Origin of the sequence: Paenibacillus alkaliterrae (assembly GCF_021532375.1) — a bacterium.
GTDB lineage: Bacteria > Bacillota > Bacilli > Paenibacillales > Paenibacillaceae > Pristimantibacillus > Pristimantibacillus alkaliterrae.
This window is the reverse complement of the sequence record NZ_JAKGAP010000011.1, coordinates 122,163-137,581: the sequence shown is the minus strand read 5'-3', so window position 1 is coordinate 137,581 and position 15,419 is coordinate 122,163. Positions and strand designations below refer to the sequence as shown.

Genomic DNA, 15,419 nt, shown 5'->3' with positions numbered 1-15,419 from the left:
CCTAATCTCGCTCCATCGGTTCATAAGGTTCAAGTATTAAATTCCTCGATGATGTCCTGCCCGCCCTCGCGAAGCCAACGCTTCACCTCCGCTTGAAAGCCGGCTTCGTCAATCAATCCTAAAATATACTGGTATGTTGCATCCTGAATATATTGTTGAAGTCTGGCTCCCCGTTCATTGAAGGTGTTCGATTCGAGCGGCCACGTGGGGTCATGCACCAGAATAGAATCGTTATCACGCGTCAAAGTTTCCGCCTTATCTTTGACACCCATTTGAAAGTTGGAATCTAAATAACCTTTTATCGTAAGCGGTCCGCCGATTTCGATCGCTTGGTACGGTTTGACTTCTTTATTCGTCCTATTGATGTCTGCTGTCGGAACGACCTTCCCGTCCTCGATGTTATAATGCTCTCCTTCTATGCCCCACCGCAGCAAATTCGCGAATTCCGGTTCCATGAGCTTGTCGAAGAACGAGAGAATCTCCCGCAGCTCCTCCTCTGTCTGTACGGACGTAGTTGGAAACAAAACCACCGTACCAAAGCCCGAGGAAGCCCACACCCGTTCCCCCTTGGGACCTGCGATTCGGTTGTGTACGTCAAATATCGCATCAGGGTTCACTTCTCTCGCTTTAAACTGGAGATTATAAACGTCCCCCATCGCCCCGACGTATAAGCCCGCTTTCCCCGAGATGAAGAGATCCAATTGATCGGCTTTCGACGTCACAGGAAAGTCTCGATTCATCAACCCCTCCTGATGCAGCTTGCGGAAGAAATTCATCGTATCCATATACTCCTGGAACATAAATTCAGGTAAAAGCTTACCGCCTTCTTCGCCCCAGCCGTTCGGTGTTCCAAAGTAAGACGCGACGGTTTTGAAGCTGCCGTAGACCAGATCGCTTCGATCCGCTAATCCGAAGGTATCCTGCAGACCGTTCCCGTCGGGATCGCCAAATGTGAACTGGTGCAGCATATGGTAGAGCTTCTCAATGGTTTGCGGCGCTTCAAGGCCGAGACGGTCCGCCCAATCCTTCCGGTAGATCAGGCCTTGCCGGGATAAGGGACGTTCTTGATAAAGGCCGTATATTTTGCCGTCTACTGATGTGTTTTGCAACACCTCCAGCTTAAGCTTCTGCAAATGGGGAAAGTCTCCCAGCATCGGTCCGATCTCCCAGAACATCCCGTTCCGGATCTGGCCCCGCAACCTGTTCAGCATGTCGGCATTTTTTAAATATACCGCCTCGGGCAGCGTTTCTGTAGCCATGGAAGCATTAAATTTCTCCTCGTAGCTGCCGTCAGGTATCCATTGAATGTCAAGGTCAGAGCCAATCTTCTCTTCTAACCACTGTTCGATCTTCTTGGACGGCACTTCCGGCGTGTGGAGGTTCGCCATCATCGTGATGGTGCCCCGGTCCCCAGCGTTAGCGGATTCATGCGATGCGCCTCCGTCTCCCGATGGTGAATTCCCGCATGCTGTTAGCACTATCATTAACACTAAGATCGTTAGCTTAAACAAGATCGATGGTTTCCTATTCAAAGGCTCGTTCCTCCCGTGTTTGGCTGTATAATCAATTATGGCATATTCCGCAATCTTTTTCATGAGCGCCCTGTTTCCAGCTGACAAGACCAAATCCAAAGATTACTTAAGGTTCTATATTGAAGCGCATACATTAATCTTATACAATGGGGTTAGCTATGGAAAGGCGGCGAATCTACTCCATTGAAAAAATTTAGCATATATACGAATATAGTCCTATTCGGCTTTGCCCTCAGCATAGCTCCGATCATTACGCTCGGGTTTTTCTCTTACATGAAATCATCGGATTCGATCCAAACCCATGTCAATCAGAGCAATATTCAGATGATGAATCAATTGAACGGGAACATAGAGCAGGTGCTGCAGACAATCGACTATACGCTAAATTACATTATTAACACGAATCAAGTGCAGGATGCGTTGTACCGCCCGCTGTCATATAACGACTTTCAGCTTTATAACCAGATGAAGCAGGAGCTGAATCTGCTGCAATCGCCAGAGATGATGGTGACGGATGTCATCCTGGCCAACGCCGCCTCGAACTGGGTGATTCATAACCGGGGATTGTCTTCGTTCGAGGAATTCTCTACAGGCACGGCGCTCCCGGATCTCCTGGAGCTTGAAGGCAGCACGAATTGGGTCATGCTGGAGACAGCCGCGCTTGGAACGAGCGACACATCGAGCTACGCCTGCCCAATCACCTTAACGCTTGTGAAGAAGATGCCGCTTCATACCTTATCGAAACGAGGCATCGCCCTTGCGACGATTCCGAGCTGCAGCTTAGCGGAAATGTTGGAAAAACCGATTCCCGGAAGCGCGGTCATGGTGCTTGACGAGGTTCAGAGCATTCTGTTGCATCCCGACGTATCGATGATCGGCAGGTCCTTGACAGAAACGAACTTAATCGATGTAGCCGATGCGTCCCGGTTTACGGGACATGCCGGTCAATTCCAGACAAGCATGGGCAACGAGACGATATCGGTGACCTATGTCCGGTCCGAGTTTAACGGTTGGACTTATGCCTCTTTTACAGAAATGTCCGAATTCACGAAGGAAGCCCGCTCGATCGGCTGGTTCACGCTGTACGTCTGCTTACTGATCATTTGTTTATGCGTCTTGCTCGTATGGCTCGGAAGCCGGAAGGTATACACGCCGATTCGGGCCATCTTCCAACAGATCGCCGACCGGCTGCCGGAAACCCAAGCGAACAAGAGGAACGAGCTTCAGGTCATTGATGAGCATATCCAAGATTTGTTCGCCTCCAATACGAAGCTCCGTCACGAGCTGCATCAGAACAGCCAGCAAATGCGGACGTTCTTTTTGCATAAGCTGTTTCAAGGCCAGAGCATTCCATCCGAAATTGAGGATAAGATTGCGCTGTTTGGCTATGCCGACCAGGTGTCGGAATGGAATCACCTCGCCGTTCTAACGCTTCAAATCGACATTCTCGAGGAAACCCGCTACGAGCAGAAGGATTTGGATTTGTTATTGTTCGCCGCAGGCAACATTATCGAAGAGATAGTCCCTTCCTTGGATCGTCTCCCTCCCGTCATCGTGGATCAAACTCAGGTGACGCTAATTGGCGGGAAGGACATGACACTGGATACGTTTAATGACTATATCTATAAGCTCACGGAATCGATTCAGCAAAATATGCGCAGCTACCTTGATCTTGATGTCAGCATCGGCATCAGCCTGCCGTTCAAGAGCTTGAAAAGCGCATCGCGCGCCTACCAAGAAGGCTTGGAATCGCTAAAGCACCGGTTGAAGCTAGGCAAGGGCGTTATCGTCCCTTACTTCAGCTTGAACTCCGGCAAGCATTCGCAAGTGTATTTCTATCCGATGCAGGTCGAGAATCAGCTTATAGATGCGATTAAACTCGCCGATGAAGAACTCGCCTCCATGCTGCTCAAGCAATGGCTCGAGCAAGTGTTCCTTAAGGACCGTACACCGCATGAATATCAGATTTCGCTCATCCGGTTGTTGAACGGGCTTATGATCGTCATGCAGGAAGCCGGGATCCGATTGGAGCAGCTGGACATCAAGGAAAGCTCGCTATACGAAGAGCTGCTAGAGCTGTATGTGCACTCGGAAATCGAAAGCTGGTACAAAACCCGCATTATTGTGCCGATGATCCGCGTGTTTCAAGATCGGCAGGAGTCTCAGTATCATAACATCTCAGAACAAATCATCGATATCATTCGCAACGAATTCGAATGCGACATTACACTCGAGGAATGCGCAGCCCGCTTGCATTATAACGTCTTCTACTTAAGCAGCGTCTTCAAGAAGGAGACCGACATGACCTTCAGCGAATATTTATCGCAGTACCGTCTGGCCATGTCCAAAAAGTGGCTCGTCGAAACGAATATGTCGGTGAAGCAAATCGCCGAGAAGCTAACGTATAATAACCCGCAAAACTTTATTCGTTCCTTTCGCAAGCAGGAGGATATGACCCCCGGGCAATACCGGGCGAAATACGCCAAACCAGATTTATAAGGTATAAAAACAAGAATAGCGTGTAAAAAGCAGCAGACATTCGGCTGTTTTTTATACGCTATTCTTATGCTCAGATCAGACCGTCGCTTGGAGCCAATCGAATGAAGCCCGCCCATTAATTTCATGCGCCCCCTCAAACACGTCAAGCGTCACCCTTTCTTCGCAGCCATAGAGGCGATAGATGTCTTTCAGTACTTTCACCGCCTCTAGCACATGCCGGGCAGGAAATAGGGGGTCTTCCTTTCCGCTTTCGATAAACAACGGGCGGGGGGCGATAAGGCCGAGCAGCTCCGGCATTTCCGCGTAACGAAGAACGCCAGGCAAATAGTTATCTAAACAGTGACGACGCGCTAAGATACTCCCCCGGTACGTATTCGTGTACCCGCATATCGCCGCCGCGCGCAAACGCTCATCAAGTGCAGCCGCAAGCGAGGCAACCATACCTCCTCCCGAAAAACCGATGACACCGATTCGGTCTGCGTCCACATCATTCCGCATAGCTAAGTAATCGACCGCTCGCGAAGCTTCATATACCCTAAGACCGGCTAGCGTCTTCCCTGCGATAAGAAGCGCGGCCGCAAGCGGAAAGCAAGAGTTCGCTTTCGGATCGCCGCCCCCAACGTCGCGAAGAAGCAAGCGATCGCCGAACCCGACAATTTCGGGGATGAGTACAACAAATCCTCTAGCCGCTAATTCCAGCACCGTCCGCCCATGTCCGCTCGGCTCACTCGTATTCGGTGAGCCGTCCGGCAGCAAACCAACCATCTCGCGGCTGCCCCATCCGTGCCCGTGAAGCGCTAATATGGCAGGCCGTTGCCCGCCCGGCGAACCCTTGAGCGATACCACATACGCCGGCACAAGCAAGCCATCGGCCGTTCGATATTCCACCCGCTCTCGGATGAAAGGATCGAGCTCCGCCTTTTCCAATTCACGAGGTTCGAGCGGGACGTTCGCATAGTCTGAAAAGCAGCCCAGCGTTTCAGTCAATTGCTGCCTTAGGTGGAGGCGATGCGTACTCCAATCACCGCCATCGGACATTTTTTTATCACGAATTGCCTGTGCTTTGTTAAGCAGTTGTTCTACAAATGAATCCGGATTCCACATCGCTGCGATCAAACTCCTTCTCGAACCAGCCCCGCCTAATAGATTGCCGGCAACGCCTGTTCATCTTATAGGTTTAAGTTAGCGCGAGGAGGACATTACGTACATAATCATGAGATTAGGAATCGTTTAACGACGGATCTAAAGATTCATGTTATTGGTACAATGATAGAGGAGTTACAAGAAAAAGCGTTACATTCGGAAAGGGGTTTGGATGTACATATGATCATAGAAGTGTCAGCGGACGGAAACGGAGATTTCAAAAAGGTGCAAGACGCGATTGATCACGTTCCGGATAACAACTCAAGTCCTGTTACTATCCGAATAAAACCTGGCATGTATAAAGAAAAACTCCATATTACTAAACCGTTCATTACCCTATTAGGGCAAGGAAAGAACGCGCAAGAGGTTGTGCTTACTTTCGACGACTGCGCAAACAAAACGATGCAAGGCGGCGAACCGTACGGCACATTTCGCTCTTATTCTATTTTTATCGGGGCCGATCACTTCTCGGCTGAGCTCATCACGTTCAAAAACAGCGCGGGACCCGGACGGCTCGCCGGCCAAGCGCTGGCGGCCTACGTCGACGGGGATCGGGCCATGTTCCGGCGATGCCGATTCCTCGGACATCAAGACACGCTGTTTACTGGGCCGCTCCCGCTAGAGCCTATGAAACCCGGGTCATTCGCCGGTCCGCGCAGCGGGCAATCCCCGCGCAACACACGGCAATATTATGAGGATTGTTACTTGGAAGGGGACGTCGACTTTATTATACCGCCGCATCGACGCCCGAAAACATCCCATTCGGCTATGTATTCCTCGACTGCAAGCTGACAAGCGACGCCCCGCGGGGAACGGTGCTGCTTGGCCGCCCATGGCGCAATTACGCAAAGACAGCCTTTATCCGCTGCTGGATGGGCGGACACATTCACCCAGACGGCTGGGATAATTGGAACAAGCCAGAGGCCGAGGCGACCGCAAACTATTGCGAGTACGGCAGCACCGGACCGGGTGCGGGCACCGAAGGAAGAGTCCCGTGGGCGAAGCGGTTATCAGGCAGCGAAGCAGCGATGTACACCCCGGCAAAGGTGTTGGCCGGCGAAGACGGATGGAATCCTTTTGAATAATACAATAGGGCTGCCGGGGTCATAATGAATTACCGGCAGCCCTCCTCTCGTACGAGCGGAACCAGCAGTTACGCCTCTTCCCCTTTATACTCAAACCAGTCGAAGATCGCGGCATTCTCGCTCGGCCGTCCAGCGCCCGTCGCATACAGACCGAGATAAGCGCCGACAAAGCCTCCTGCTACTTCCGTACTTAATATCGTTCCGTTGCAGTCGATGCATAAGTCGATCCAAGCCTCGGAACGAAGGGCATAAGCGAAGCGGTATCGTTGACCGACTGCCTCCACCTTGAAGTACAGCCGCTCCTCATCAAGCGGTTGCTCCGCCAGAAGCCGCTCGACTCCGTCTCTCCGTTCGATCAGCCGCACCGCACGGCGTCCCTCTTTCATTTCATATAAACATCGGAAATGATAATTGTTGTTTTGAAGCAGTACGAGCCCTGCCGCCTCTCCTTCCTGCGCAGGTGCAAACGCCATCGAAGTCCGTGCGCTGAAGCGGCTGTGCTGCTGTCTTCGGCCAATAAAGCTGGGATTCTCAAGGCGTGTGATCTCTTCCGGCTTTAGCCGGAGCTCCAAACCAGTACCAAAGCGCGCACGCAGTCTCCAAAACTCCCCCCGCGGCGTACGCAAAAAATTCCAGCGCGGATCAAGCGTATCGCCATCGAAATGATCGCACGCCGGCATAGACAACCAGCGATGCTCCGGCAGGGACGGGCGAGGGTGCTCCATCTCCACAACCCCCTTGCCCGGATTCACGACCGGCCAACCTTCTTCCCATTGCATTGGCACGAGGAACGACTCCCGTCCCAAATTACGGTAGCCGCCGCCGTACGGGCGGGAGCCAAGGCACACCATCCACCACTCCCCGCCCGGCGTTTCCACGAGATCCGCATGCCCGACATTGACAATATCGGCTTGTCGGCCCAGATGGCGGTGCGTCAAGATCGGATTAGACTTACAGCCTTCGTATGGTCCCGTAAGACGCTCGCTTCTGGCAACCGTCACCGAATGGGTGTGCCCTGTGCCTCCCTCGGCAATAAGCAGGTAGTAATAACCGTTCACTTTATAAAGGTGCGGACCCTCCTGCGCATGAATAAACTTCTGCGCCCCATCCCACAGACTATGCTTTTCTCCGACAAGACGACCGGTTCTTAAATCAATCTCTTGCAGCCATATCTCCATATGCTTCGGATATTGCTGGCCGCTTGGCGGCTGCCGATTGGCCATCACGTACGCCTTGCCGTCGTCATCAAAGAAGAACGAGGAATCAATGCCTGGCGCGTCCTGCAGCCAAATCGGTTCAGACCATGATCCTTCCGGATCCTCGGCCGTCACGTAAAAGTTGCGTCTTGCGCCGGCAGCGCTCTCCACGAAGGTCGTAATCATGTAGAACAGACCGTTGTGATAGCGGATCGTGGCCGCATAGATTCCCTTTGAGCAAGGCGTTCCGTCCAGATTTAGTTGTGACTGACGGTCAAGCACGTGCCCAAGCTGCCGCCAATGGACTAAGTCTTTACTGTGAAAGATCGGAACCCCCGGGAAATACTCGAAGCTTGAGGTTACCATGTAATAGTCTTCGCCCGCTCTGCAAATCGAAGGGTCCGGGTAAAAGCCGGGCAAGACAGGGTTCCGAAATGTTGCTATATCTTGATTCGACACGTTTGCACTCATCCTTCCTTCTTATTCGCCCTTCGGGTTCCACCCCTTAAGCACTTTCTCAATCGTCCATTCCGCTGCTTCTTCGTCCGTCAATTGCGGACGCGTATCGGTGATGACGGCGCCTGGACCGTAGTTCTGATATTCAGCGAATATCGCATCCTTCGCGAGGAAGCCGGACATATCCGTCCATCCGATCGGGTTAATATGCGCACCCATCTCGGTATTCATGAACAGTACGCTTGCGATGGCGTCGGGATTGCCGCCAGGGTGCCATGGACGTCCGAGCCAGACCGTTCCTGCAGCCGCATCGCTCGTCAGCTTGCTGTTCAAGAACAAGTAGCCGAACGGCTCCGTAATCATCGTGCTCGCCGCCGTAATATACCCATTATTCGAGGAGGAGCCCCGATCGAGCGAATGAATCACGCTTTCCTCGAATACGGCACGGGAGCCCCCGAAGATGAAGTCCACATCACCTTCGATATAGCATTGATAGAAGTATTGCGTGCCGCCGTTCGTGAGCAGCGTATCCTGGTTGCCGAGGAAACGCACGTTAATAAACTGATGACGGTCGACGCGTACATTGAGTGCAACGGCTTGCTTATTCTGTACGTCAACGGAGGACTCGACGAAACTATTCTCAATCGTAAGATTGCGTGCTGTAAAATCGCTGCCGTTCACGAATACGCTCGCGCTGCCGCTCGTACCATACGTTCCGCCTGTCGGACGCTCCCGGCCTGCGTAATTATCGTAGGTAAGCACGGCCCCTTCCGCGCTTTCCCCGACCAGCGTGATTCTCAATTTTTTGAATGCTGTACTTGATGATGCCGTCGCGGCCGGAGAAAATTCCTTTGTTCGTACCGATTTCCTAGAAGCGGTACCAGGATACGGCGCTTGGATCCTCGACAAAGTAGAACCCATTCGGATCGGAGCTTACATATCGGATGCCCTCCAGCTTGACGGAGTCAAACCATTCCAAGGCACCTTTCACCGCGCGCTTTATCTCTTCCGTCTGGTTCGGCTGCGCCATCAGATAGCGGACGATTCCGACGGACTCGGACCCCGATATGGACGGATGCTCGTATGCCCGAGCGCGCATCGGCTCATACGTGAACGGATCATGCTGCGCGCACCAAGCGGTCAGGATCCCATCCACTTCGATTTGCGCATCCAGAATATACTCGATCCCAAGCCCCTTAGCTTGTTTAAGCGCTTCTACCGTCGCTTCGTCGACGATGTCGGCATCAAACGGATAAGAGCGGTTCACGATATCGTCGATCAGCTCCCTTCCATTCATTAGTTTCATGTCTTGCGACAGCAACTTGATTATATGGAAGAAGTGTCCATTACGTACACAATCATCACATCAGCGTCAGCTATTTAAGACCATCGGGATCGGGATCAAATCTGATGATTATTTTGCGGGGAGTGTGATTACGTTGATGCTGTGGCTTTGTTTGTTGGATAACATCCCTATATAAATTACACGAATCAATTCCACGAGTTCTCGACTGCACCGGCAGCATGTACTGGAAAAACGCCAGCTCATGTTTCTCAGATATGCTCAATAAAAACATTTACCGGGGAACTGGGTGTTATTTACGGGAAGACAATGGAGAAATCCATTATAGCGCGCTCGAATGGGCGCTCGGAGCCGAAGTTAATGGAGAAATCCATCATGACGCAAATTGACCACGAAGGTTTAACAGGATATTTTCAAGCTTAATATAGCTTAAAACCTCCTATCAGATGCTTAGGGCAAGCCTTATTACCGCATTCCCGTAAGTCGCGAGGATCCATTTGAAGGCCGCCCTTCCGTTAAGGTTTCCACTTGCAACAGCATATCTCCTGTCTGGAGCAGAAGCATCCGCAGCTTTCCGTTTATTATTGCTATCAGAAGCCAACTCGCAGAGACCGGGAGCTTGGAACGTTTCACAGGGAGGGCTATATCGACCTGCCTTGGCTGCAAGCCTTGAGCCGGCAGCCGCATCCTCTAAAACCTGTTAAGCTCATCCGCTGCGATATTTGGCAGGCGAAACTCCGGTATATTTTTTAAATTGTTTATAAAAATATCCGGGCTCCCAATAACCGACATGCTTCGAAATTTCACTTGCCTTCATCGCGGTCGTCCTCAGCAGCTTTTGCGCTATTTTGATCCGGTACGAATTCAAATAATCGGAGAAGCTTTCTCCCGTTTCCTTCTGGAACAGCTGGCCGAGATAGAACGGATGAATATTGAAGGTTAGGCTTAAAGTTTTTAATGACAGCTCATCTGCGTACCTTGTCTGGATCTGATGCATGACCTGCTTTACAACCGGGCTGAACTCATCATCCTGGGTGGAAAGATAGTCCACCGCGGTGCCGGCGATCCATTTCACATGCGCCGCTAATTGTCCGATCGTATGAGCTCTGAATAAAGCAGTAAACAGTTGTTTATAGCTGCTGGCAGCCAGCTCATGACTAAGCTTATTTTCTTTTACCGCTTGTTTGGTACACAAGATCAAATCAATCGCACAGTTATGAATTTGGCCCGGCGAGATCGCGTCCATCGACTGCAGCTTTGCGAACAACTCGTCAATATAATCGTAGAGCGCTTGCTTGTCTTTGCTGTGAAGAAGCTGCTCGTATTCAAACCAATCTACGGTAATCGATTCCGGAAAGCGTAAAGCGTCCCCGAGCATTTGATCGTAGCGGACAATCTCATCCTCCGCATTCGTCAGGAAATACTCCTGCAGCCGCTTTGCGTGATGGCAGCTTTGTGACACATCCAAGTAACTGGACTCTTGACTGCCGAGCGTGATCAGAACTTGCACACCGAGCGATTGCTTCAACTCATTCCTGATGTGAGAGAGCAGGGCGAGGGCTTTCGGCTGTTCATAATGGGCATCAGACCCCGTGAATATGAGAATGATGTCTCCGTCCAGGTCGTTGAAGCAGAAGCAGCTATCTGTCCTTTCAGCCTGTTCTCTGCAAAGCGAATACACGTCTCCGTTCTCTTGCTCCCACAGCATGGATCTGCTGCTGGAGCCATTGATGTCCTGCACAGTCTTGATGGCAGCTACCGTATAGAACGAATTGTCCGTCGGAATTTCTAACAGCTGCAGCCGGTTTTTCAGCTCCAGGGGGTCAAATTTCCCGGTCAACCAACGGTTAAGGACATTGTTCCGTAAAATATCGAGCTGATTGCGGTTAAGGTAGGCGTACCGATCGGCATTTTCTATTTTTTGCACCGTGCTCGAAACCGTTTCGGTCAGCTCTTTTATATTGATCGGCTTTAATAAATAATTTTCGATCCCCAGGCGCATTCCCTCTCGTAAGTAATCGAATTCATTGTAGCCGCTCAAAACAATAAACTTCATATCCGGATATAGCGGCTTGAGCCGTCTGATCAATTCCAGACCGTTCATTTCGGGCATCCTGATGTCCGTAATGAGGATATCGACCCCTGATTGCTTCAAAGCCTCGAAGGCATCCCGACCGTCCGATGCTTTCCCGGATAGTTTGATCCCGAATTCCTCCCAGTCAATGACAGATGACAGGCCTTCCAATATAAATGGCTCGTCGTCGACAATAAACAATTTACGCAAGTAATTGTCCCCCTCTACCCGCGGGTATTTTCATGATGATGAGAGCGCCTTGACCGGGATCACTTTCGATATGCAGCCCATATTCGGCGCCGAAGCAAACTTTGATTCTTTCATTAACGTTAATCAGGCCAATCGAGCCGGATGCGTGCAAGGGCGATTCAATCAAACGACGCCTCAGCTGCTCCAATTTCTCCGGCTTGATTCCGCTTCCATTATCGCGAATGGTAATCAGTAAATCATCCCCGTCCAATGCCGCATGAATCCTAAGCTGATTGTCGGAGCGGGACATGATCAAACCGTGTACAACGTAATTCTCAATAATCGGCTGAATCGACAGCTTTAGGATCGGAACGTTCATCCATTCGGGTTCGATATCGATTTCATATGAAAAATTGTCCATGTATCGGATTCGGAACAAATCCAGGTACAGCCTGCAGTACTCCATCTCATCCGATAGCGTCACGATCGTTTCGCTCTTAACGGAATATCTGAACAAGGAAGCCAATAAATAAATCATCTCACCGACATCGTCGGCTTTTTTGTAAAGCGCCCTCATTCGAATGGCCTCAAGCGTGTTGTAAAGAAAGTGGGGATTGATCTGGGCCTGCAAAGCCACTAGCTCAGCATGCTTCTGCCTAATTTCGGATTTATATACCTGATCGATATATTGCGTCAGATCCTCGCACATCTGGTTGAAGCGTTTCGAGATCTGGAACAATTCATCTTGCTTTTCCATAGGAATTCGAACGGACAAATCTCCATCCTGCAGCTTTTTCATCGCCTTTACAATCATCTTTGTCCGACGGGAGTAGCTTACGAGCGTAAAATAGGTCAAGGCCATCGCTCCGGCGATGCAGACACTGGTCACGAGCAGAAGCGTGTTCTGCAGCCCCTTCAATTCTCCGTTTATTTCCGATTCAGGAATGACTCCGGCGATCCAAAAGCCAAACCGATTCGCCGTTTGAGAATTGACATAGGACTCTTCCTCCAAATGTTCATTAGAGGAGGCGGAACCGAGCAGGGAGGCATAAGGATATTTCTGTCCGTAATACCGGCCTGAGGAATCGAAAACGACGTTGCCCTCAGCGGTTATTACGACAACATAACCCTTCATTTCATCGCGGTTGCTCTGGAATGATCGGTATATGCCGTCCGTATCATAATCGATAATGAGGTTTCCGACGTTTTCGAGCTTGTTCATGCTCGTAATGTTGCTGACTGTGGTGATGCTTTTTTCAGTGATGACATATTTGTTTAATGCGGTCTGAAGATCGGTGTCGATCTGATAATAGTTCTGTGCCGTTTGCGTCAGAAGATAAAGAAATTTCTTGTTTGCACTATACAACGCTATCGTACGAATATCCGGATTATTGGTCAACTGCAAGCGCAGGAAAGATAAAATGTCCGGCGTGCGGACACTTGTTTCGATGTACTGCAGAAGGCGGTCATTTAAATACTGGGAATAATTGTTTTGCAAGAACGAATTGACATCATCAAGCAGCGTCAACGATCCGTCCCGGTACACCTCCTGGATAATTTTCTGAGAAGTCGCATGCTTCATATCCAAATGGCTTCCGATACTGTTCAAAACCTGCTTATTCAAATCCAATTCCTTCTGCACTTGCGTGTTACTCAGATAGGTGTAGACAAATCCGGATAAGGTAGCAAGCGAAAGAACGGTAATGATGGAATAAATCATTAGTATTTTGTTGAACAGCTTTTGCCTGAAATGTTTATTGTAAAAAATGACGATTCTATTCATGCCAGCCATCCATCCTTTTTTGGTGACCTCAGAATATGAGTATGCGCTTTCATTTGGTGGGTCAACTTGTCTTCTTCACAAATAAGACTACCATAAAGCATTCCAAAATGGAGGTCATAAATTGTCGGTTTCTTTGTTTTGTACACTATATATTTGATTTTTTCACTTTTGGGTGCGCTTTCAATGAGCTAAAGTTAATTGTGCAACCTATAAATCGAGCTTGGGAGGGACATCATGGCGGGTTTGGAACGCTGGCTTAAACTTGTAAGCCGCAATAAGGCTTTATTGTTAATGGTTCTTCCGGGAACCGTATGGTTTTTTTTCTTTAGTTACTTGCCGATGCCGGGAGCTATAATCGCATTCAAAGATTATAAGTTCAGCCGTGACGGGTTTCTGGCAAGCATCATACAGAGTGAGTGGCTGGGGTTTAAAAACTTTGAGTTCTTATTCAAGACGGAGGACGCTTACATTATCGTCCGCAACACGCTGCTCTATAATTCAATCTTCATCATTCTTGGAACGACCTTGGCTGTAACCGTTGCCATCGTTATTCATGAAATTGCAAACAAGAAGATGGCAAAAATTTATCAGACGGGCATGTTCTTGCCGCATTTTCTTTCCTATGTTATTGTAAGCTACTTTGTATTCAGCTTCTTGAGTGTCGACAAAGGGGTGCTTAACCAGCTGCTCCAATATTTCGGGGCTGAGCCGGTGTACTGGTACTCCGAAACAAAATATTGGCCTTATATCCTCACAATCGTTAACCTGTGGAAGGGCGTCGGGTACGGCAGCGTTGTTTATCTTGCGGCGATCGTCGGCATAGACAAATCTTACTTTGAAGCAGCTATGATCGACGGAGCAAGCAAATGGCAGCAAATTCGAAAAATAACGATCCCTATGATTATGCCAATCATCATGATTATGTTCATTCTTGCGGTCGGAGGCATATTCAGAGCGGATTTCGGACTGTTCTACCAGGTTCCCCGCGATACCGGCGCGCTTTATCCTGTAACGAACGTTATTGACACCTTTGTATATCGGGGACTGAAGGTTACCGGAAATATCGGAATGAGTACGGCGGCAGGCCTGTACCAAGCCGTAGTAGGGCTTGTACTTGTTCTCGCAACAAACTTCATCATCAGAAAAATTAACAAGGAACAAGCATTGTTCTAGCAGAAAGGGGGGCTGCCGCTTGAAAAACGGCGCCGTCATTGAACAACAAAGGAGCAAACCAGTGAAACAGAAGAAAATACGTGACATCCACCATTTGCCTCCGATCTGGAATGCGCTCTCCCATGTGCTTATTGGATTATTTTCCTTTTCCTGCGTCTATCCGTTTCTGTTTGTCGTTGTCCTTTCTTTTACGGATGAGCAGACGCTCGCACAAAACGGATACAGCATTTTTCCTGAAAAATGGTCCTTGGAGGCGTACTCGTATATTTTCCAGACCGGTGATCAGCTTCTTCGCTCATATGGTGTAACGATATTCATTACGGTCGTTGGAACCTTGGTTTCCATTGCACTCGTATCGCTTTATGCATATGCAATTTCACGAAGCTATTTCCATTTCCGAGGCTTCTTCTCCTTCATTGCCTTTTTCACGATGCTCTTTGGAGGAGGTTTGGTGCCTTCTTATATCGTGACGACGCAAGTGCTGCATTTGAAGGATACAATATGGGCTTTGATACTTCCGATGTCTATGGGCGCCTTCTCGATTTTGATCATGAGAACATTTTTTAAAACGACGGTTCCCGACGCCGTTATCGAATCGGGGAAGATCGACGGAGCGAGCGAGTTTCGGGTGTTTTTCAGCCTGGTGCTTCCCGTCTCGCTTCCAGGGCTTGCCACTATCGGGTTGTTCAGCGCTTTAGGGTACTGGAACGATTGGTTTAACGCTCTGCTTTATATTGATAACGCCAGACTGCTTCCGCTGCAATCGCTCCTGATGAAGGTGGAAACGAACATTCAATTTATACTTCAGAATTCGACCATCTCTAATTCCACGGAGCGGTCGGCCATTGCGAGATCGCTGCCGGCTGAAACGACACGGATGGCCATGGTTGTCCTTGCCACAGCACCAATCGTCTTTGCCTATCCGTTTTTCCAACGTTATTTCGTGCAAGGGCTCACAGTTGGATCGGTAAAAGAATAACAGCTGT

12 protein-coding genes are annotated in these 15,419 nt (G+C 49.7%); 5 read left to right on the top strand and 7 right to left on the bottom strand.

The features are described 5' to 3' along the window. Nucleotides 1–29: 29 nt before the first annotated feature. A complete protein-coding gene (locus L1N85_RS07025; RefSeq protein WP_328285163.1) occupies nucleotides 30–1,532 on the bottom strand; it encodes an extracellular solute-binding protein in 1,503 nt (500 codons plus the stop codon). Nucleotides 1,533–1,715: 183 nt separating this feature from the next. On the opposite strand from L1N85_RS07025, the gene L1N85_RS07020 reads away from it, so the two are divergent. Next, nucleotides 1,716–4,031 carry a helix-turn-helix domain-containing protein gene (locus tag L1N85_RS07020; RefSeq protein ID WP_235236495.1) on the top strand — a complete coding sequence of 772 codons (2,316 nt, stop codon included), beginning with the start codon at nucleotides 1,716–1,718 and terminating at the stop codon, nucleotides 4,029–4,031. Nucleotides 4,032–4,106: 75 nt separating this feature from the next. Here L1N85_RS07020 and L1N85_RS07015 read toward each other — a convergent pair whose 3' ends face one another. Beyond that, nucleotides 4,107–5,135 carry an alpha/beta hydrolase family protein gene (locus L1N85_RS07015; protein WP_235236493.1) on the bottom strand — a complete coding sequence of 343 codons (1,029 nt, stop codon included), beginning with the start codon at nucleotides 5,133–5,135 and terminating at the stop codon, nucleotides 4,107–4,109. A gap of 219 nt (nucleotides 5,136–5,354) precedes the next feature. Between L1N85_RS07015 and L1N85_RS07010 the strand changes: the two genes are divergently transcribed. Together L1N85_RS07010 and L1N85_RS07005 are read left to right on the top strand one after the other, a co-directional pair. Further along, a complete protein-coding gene (locus tag L1N85_RS07010) occupies nucleotides 5,355–5,966 on the top strand; it encodes a pectinesterase family protein (RefSeq protein WP_235236491.1) in 612 nt (203 codons plus the stop codon). A gap of 23 nt (nucleotides 5,967–5,989) precedes the next feature. Then, a complete protein-coding gene (locus L1N85_RS07005) occupies nucleotides 5,990–6,259 on the top strand; it encodes a pectinesterase family protein (RefSeq protein WP_235236489.1) in 270 nt (89 codons plus the stop codon). Nucleotides 6,260–6,327: 68 nt separating this feature from the next. On the opposite strand, the gene L1N85_RS07000 is transcribed toward L1N85_RS07005, so the two are convergent. From L1N85_RS07000 to L1N85_RS06980, 5 genes are all read right to left on the bottom strand, one after another. Then, nucleotides 6,328–7,926, bottom strand: coding sequence for a glycoside hydrolase family 43 protein (locus L1N85_RS07000; protein ID WP_407946333.1), 1,599 nt, complete (start codon nucleotides 7,924–7,926; stop codon nucleotides 6,328–6,330). Between the two features lie 9 nt (nucleotides 7,927–7,935). After that, nucleotides 7,936–8,712, bottom strand: a complete 777-nt coding sequence (locus L1N85_RS06995) for a pectinesterase family protein (protein WP_235236487.1) — start codon at nucleotides 8,710–8,712, stop codon at nucleotides 7,936–7,938. 67 nt (nucleotides 8,713–8,779) lie between these two features. Beyond that, complete coding sequence (locus tag L1N85_RS06990; protein WP_235236485.1) at nucleotides 8,780–9,217, bottom strand: pectate lyase; 438 nt, start codon at nucleotides 9,215–9,217, stop codon at nucleotides 8,780–8,782. 703 nt (nucleotides 9,218–9,920) lie between these two features. Next, on the bottom strand, nucleotides 9,921–11,498 hold the full coding sequence (locus L1N85_RS06985) for a response regulator transcription factor (RefSeq protein ID WP_235236483.1): 1,578 nt from the start codon (nucleotides 11,496–11,498) through the stop codon (nucleotides 9,921–9,923). Beyond that, the gene (locus L1N85_RS06980; protein ID WP_235236481.1) at nucleotides 11,491–13,260 is read right to left on the bottom strand and encodes a sensor histidine kinase; all 1,770 of its coding nucleotides are present in this window, start codon (nucleotides 13,258–13,260) and stop codon (nucleotides 11,491–11,493) included. The genes L1N85_RS06985 and L1N85_RS06980 overlap by 8 nt, the downstream gene beginning before the upstream one ends. Before the next feature lie 234 nt (nucleotides 13,261–13,494). Here L1N85_RS06980 and L1N85_RS06975 point away from each other — a divergent pair, with 234 nt between their 5' ends. Both L1N85_RS06975 and L1N85_RS06970 read left to right on the top strand, forming a co-directional pair. Further along, nucleotides 13,495–14,433: an ABC transporter permease gene (locus tag L1N85_RS06975; protein ID WP_235236479.1), complete on the top strand. Its 939-nt coding sequence runs from the start codon at nucleotides 13,495–13,497 to the stop codon at nucleotides 14,431–14,433. 61 nt (nucleotides 14,434–14,494) lie between these two features. After that, on the top strand, nucleotides 14,495–15,412 hold the full coding sequence (locus L1N85_RS06970; protein ID WP_235236535.1) for a carbohydrate ABC transporter permease: 918 nt from the start codon (nucleotides 14,495–14,497) through the stop codon (nucleotides 15,410–15,412). Nucleotides 15,413–15,419 lie beyond the last annotated feature (7 nt).

Excerpts from the sequence above, each read along its gene's own strand:
- L1N85_RS07015 (WP_235236493.1), bottom strand. The coding sequence starts at position 5,135 with ATGTGGAATCCGGATTCATTTGTAGAACAACTGCTTAACAAAGCACAG.
- L1N85_RS06975 (WP_235236479.1), top strand. The coding sequence starts at position 13,495 with ATGGCGGGTTTGGAACGCTGGCTTAAACTTGTAAGCCGCAATAAGGCT.
- L1N85_RS06990 (WP_235236485.1), bottom strand. The coding sequence starts at position 9,217 with ATGAAACTAATGAATGGAAGGGAGCTGATCGACGATATCGTGAACCGC.
- L1N85_RS07000 (WP_407946333.1), bottom strand. The coding sequence starts at position 7,926 with ATGAGTGCAAACGTGTCGAATCAAGATATAGCAACATTTCGGAACCCT.
- L1N85_RS06980 (WP_235236481.1), bottom strand. The coding sequence starts at position 13,260 with ATGAATAGAATCGTCATTTTTTACAATAAACATTTCAGGCAAAAGCTG.
- L1N85_RS07010 (WP_235236491.1), top strand. The coding sequence starts at position 5,355 with ATGATCATAGAAGTGTCAGCGGACGGAAACGGAGATTTCAAAAAGGTG.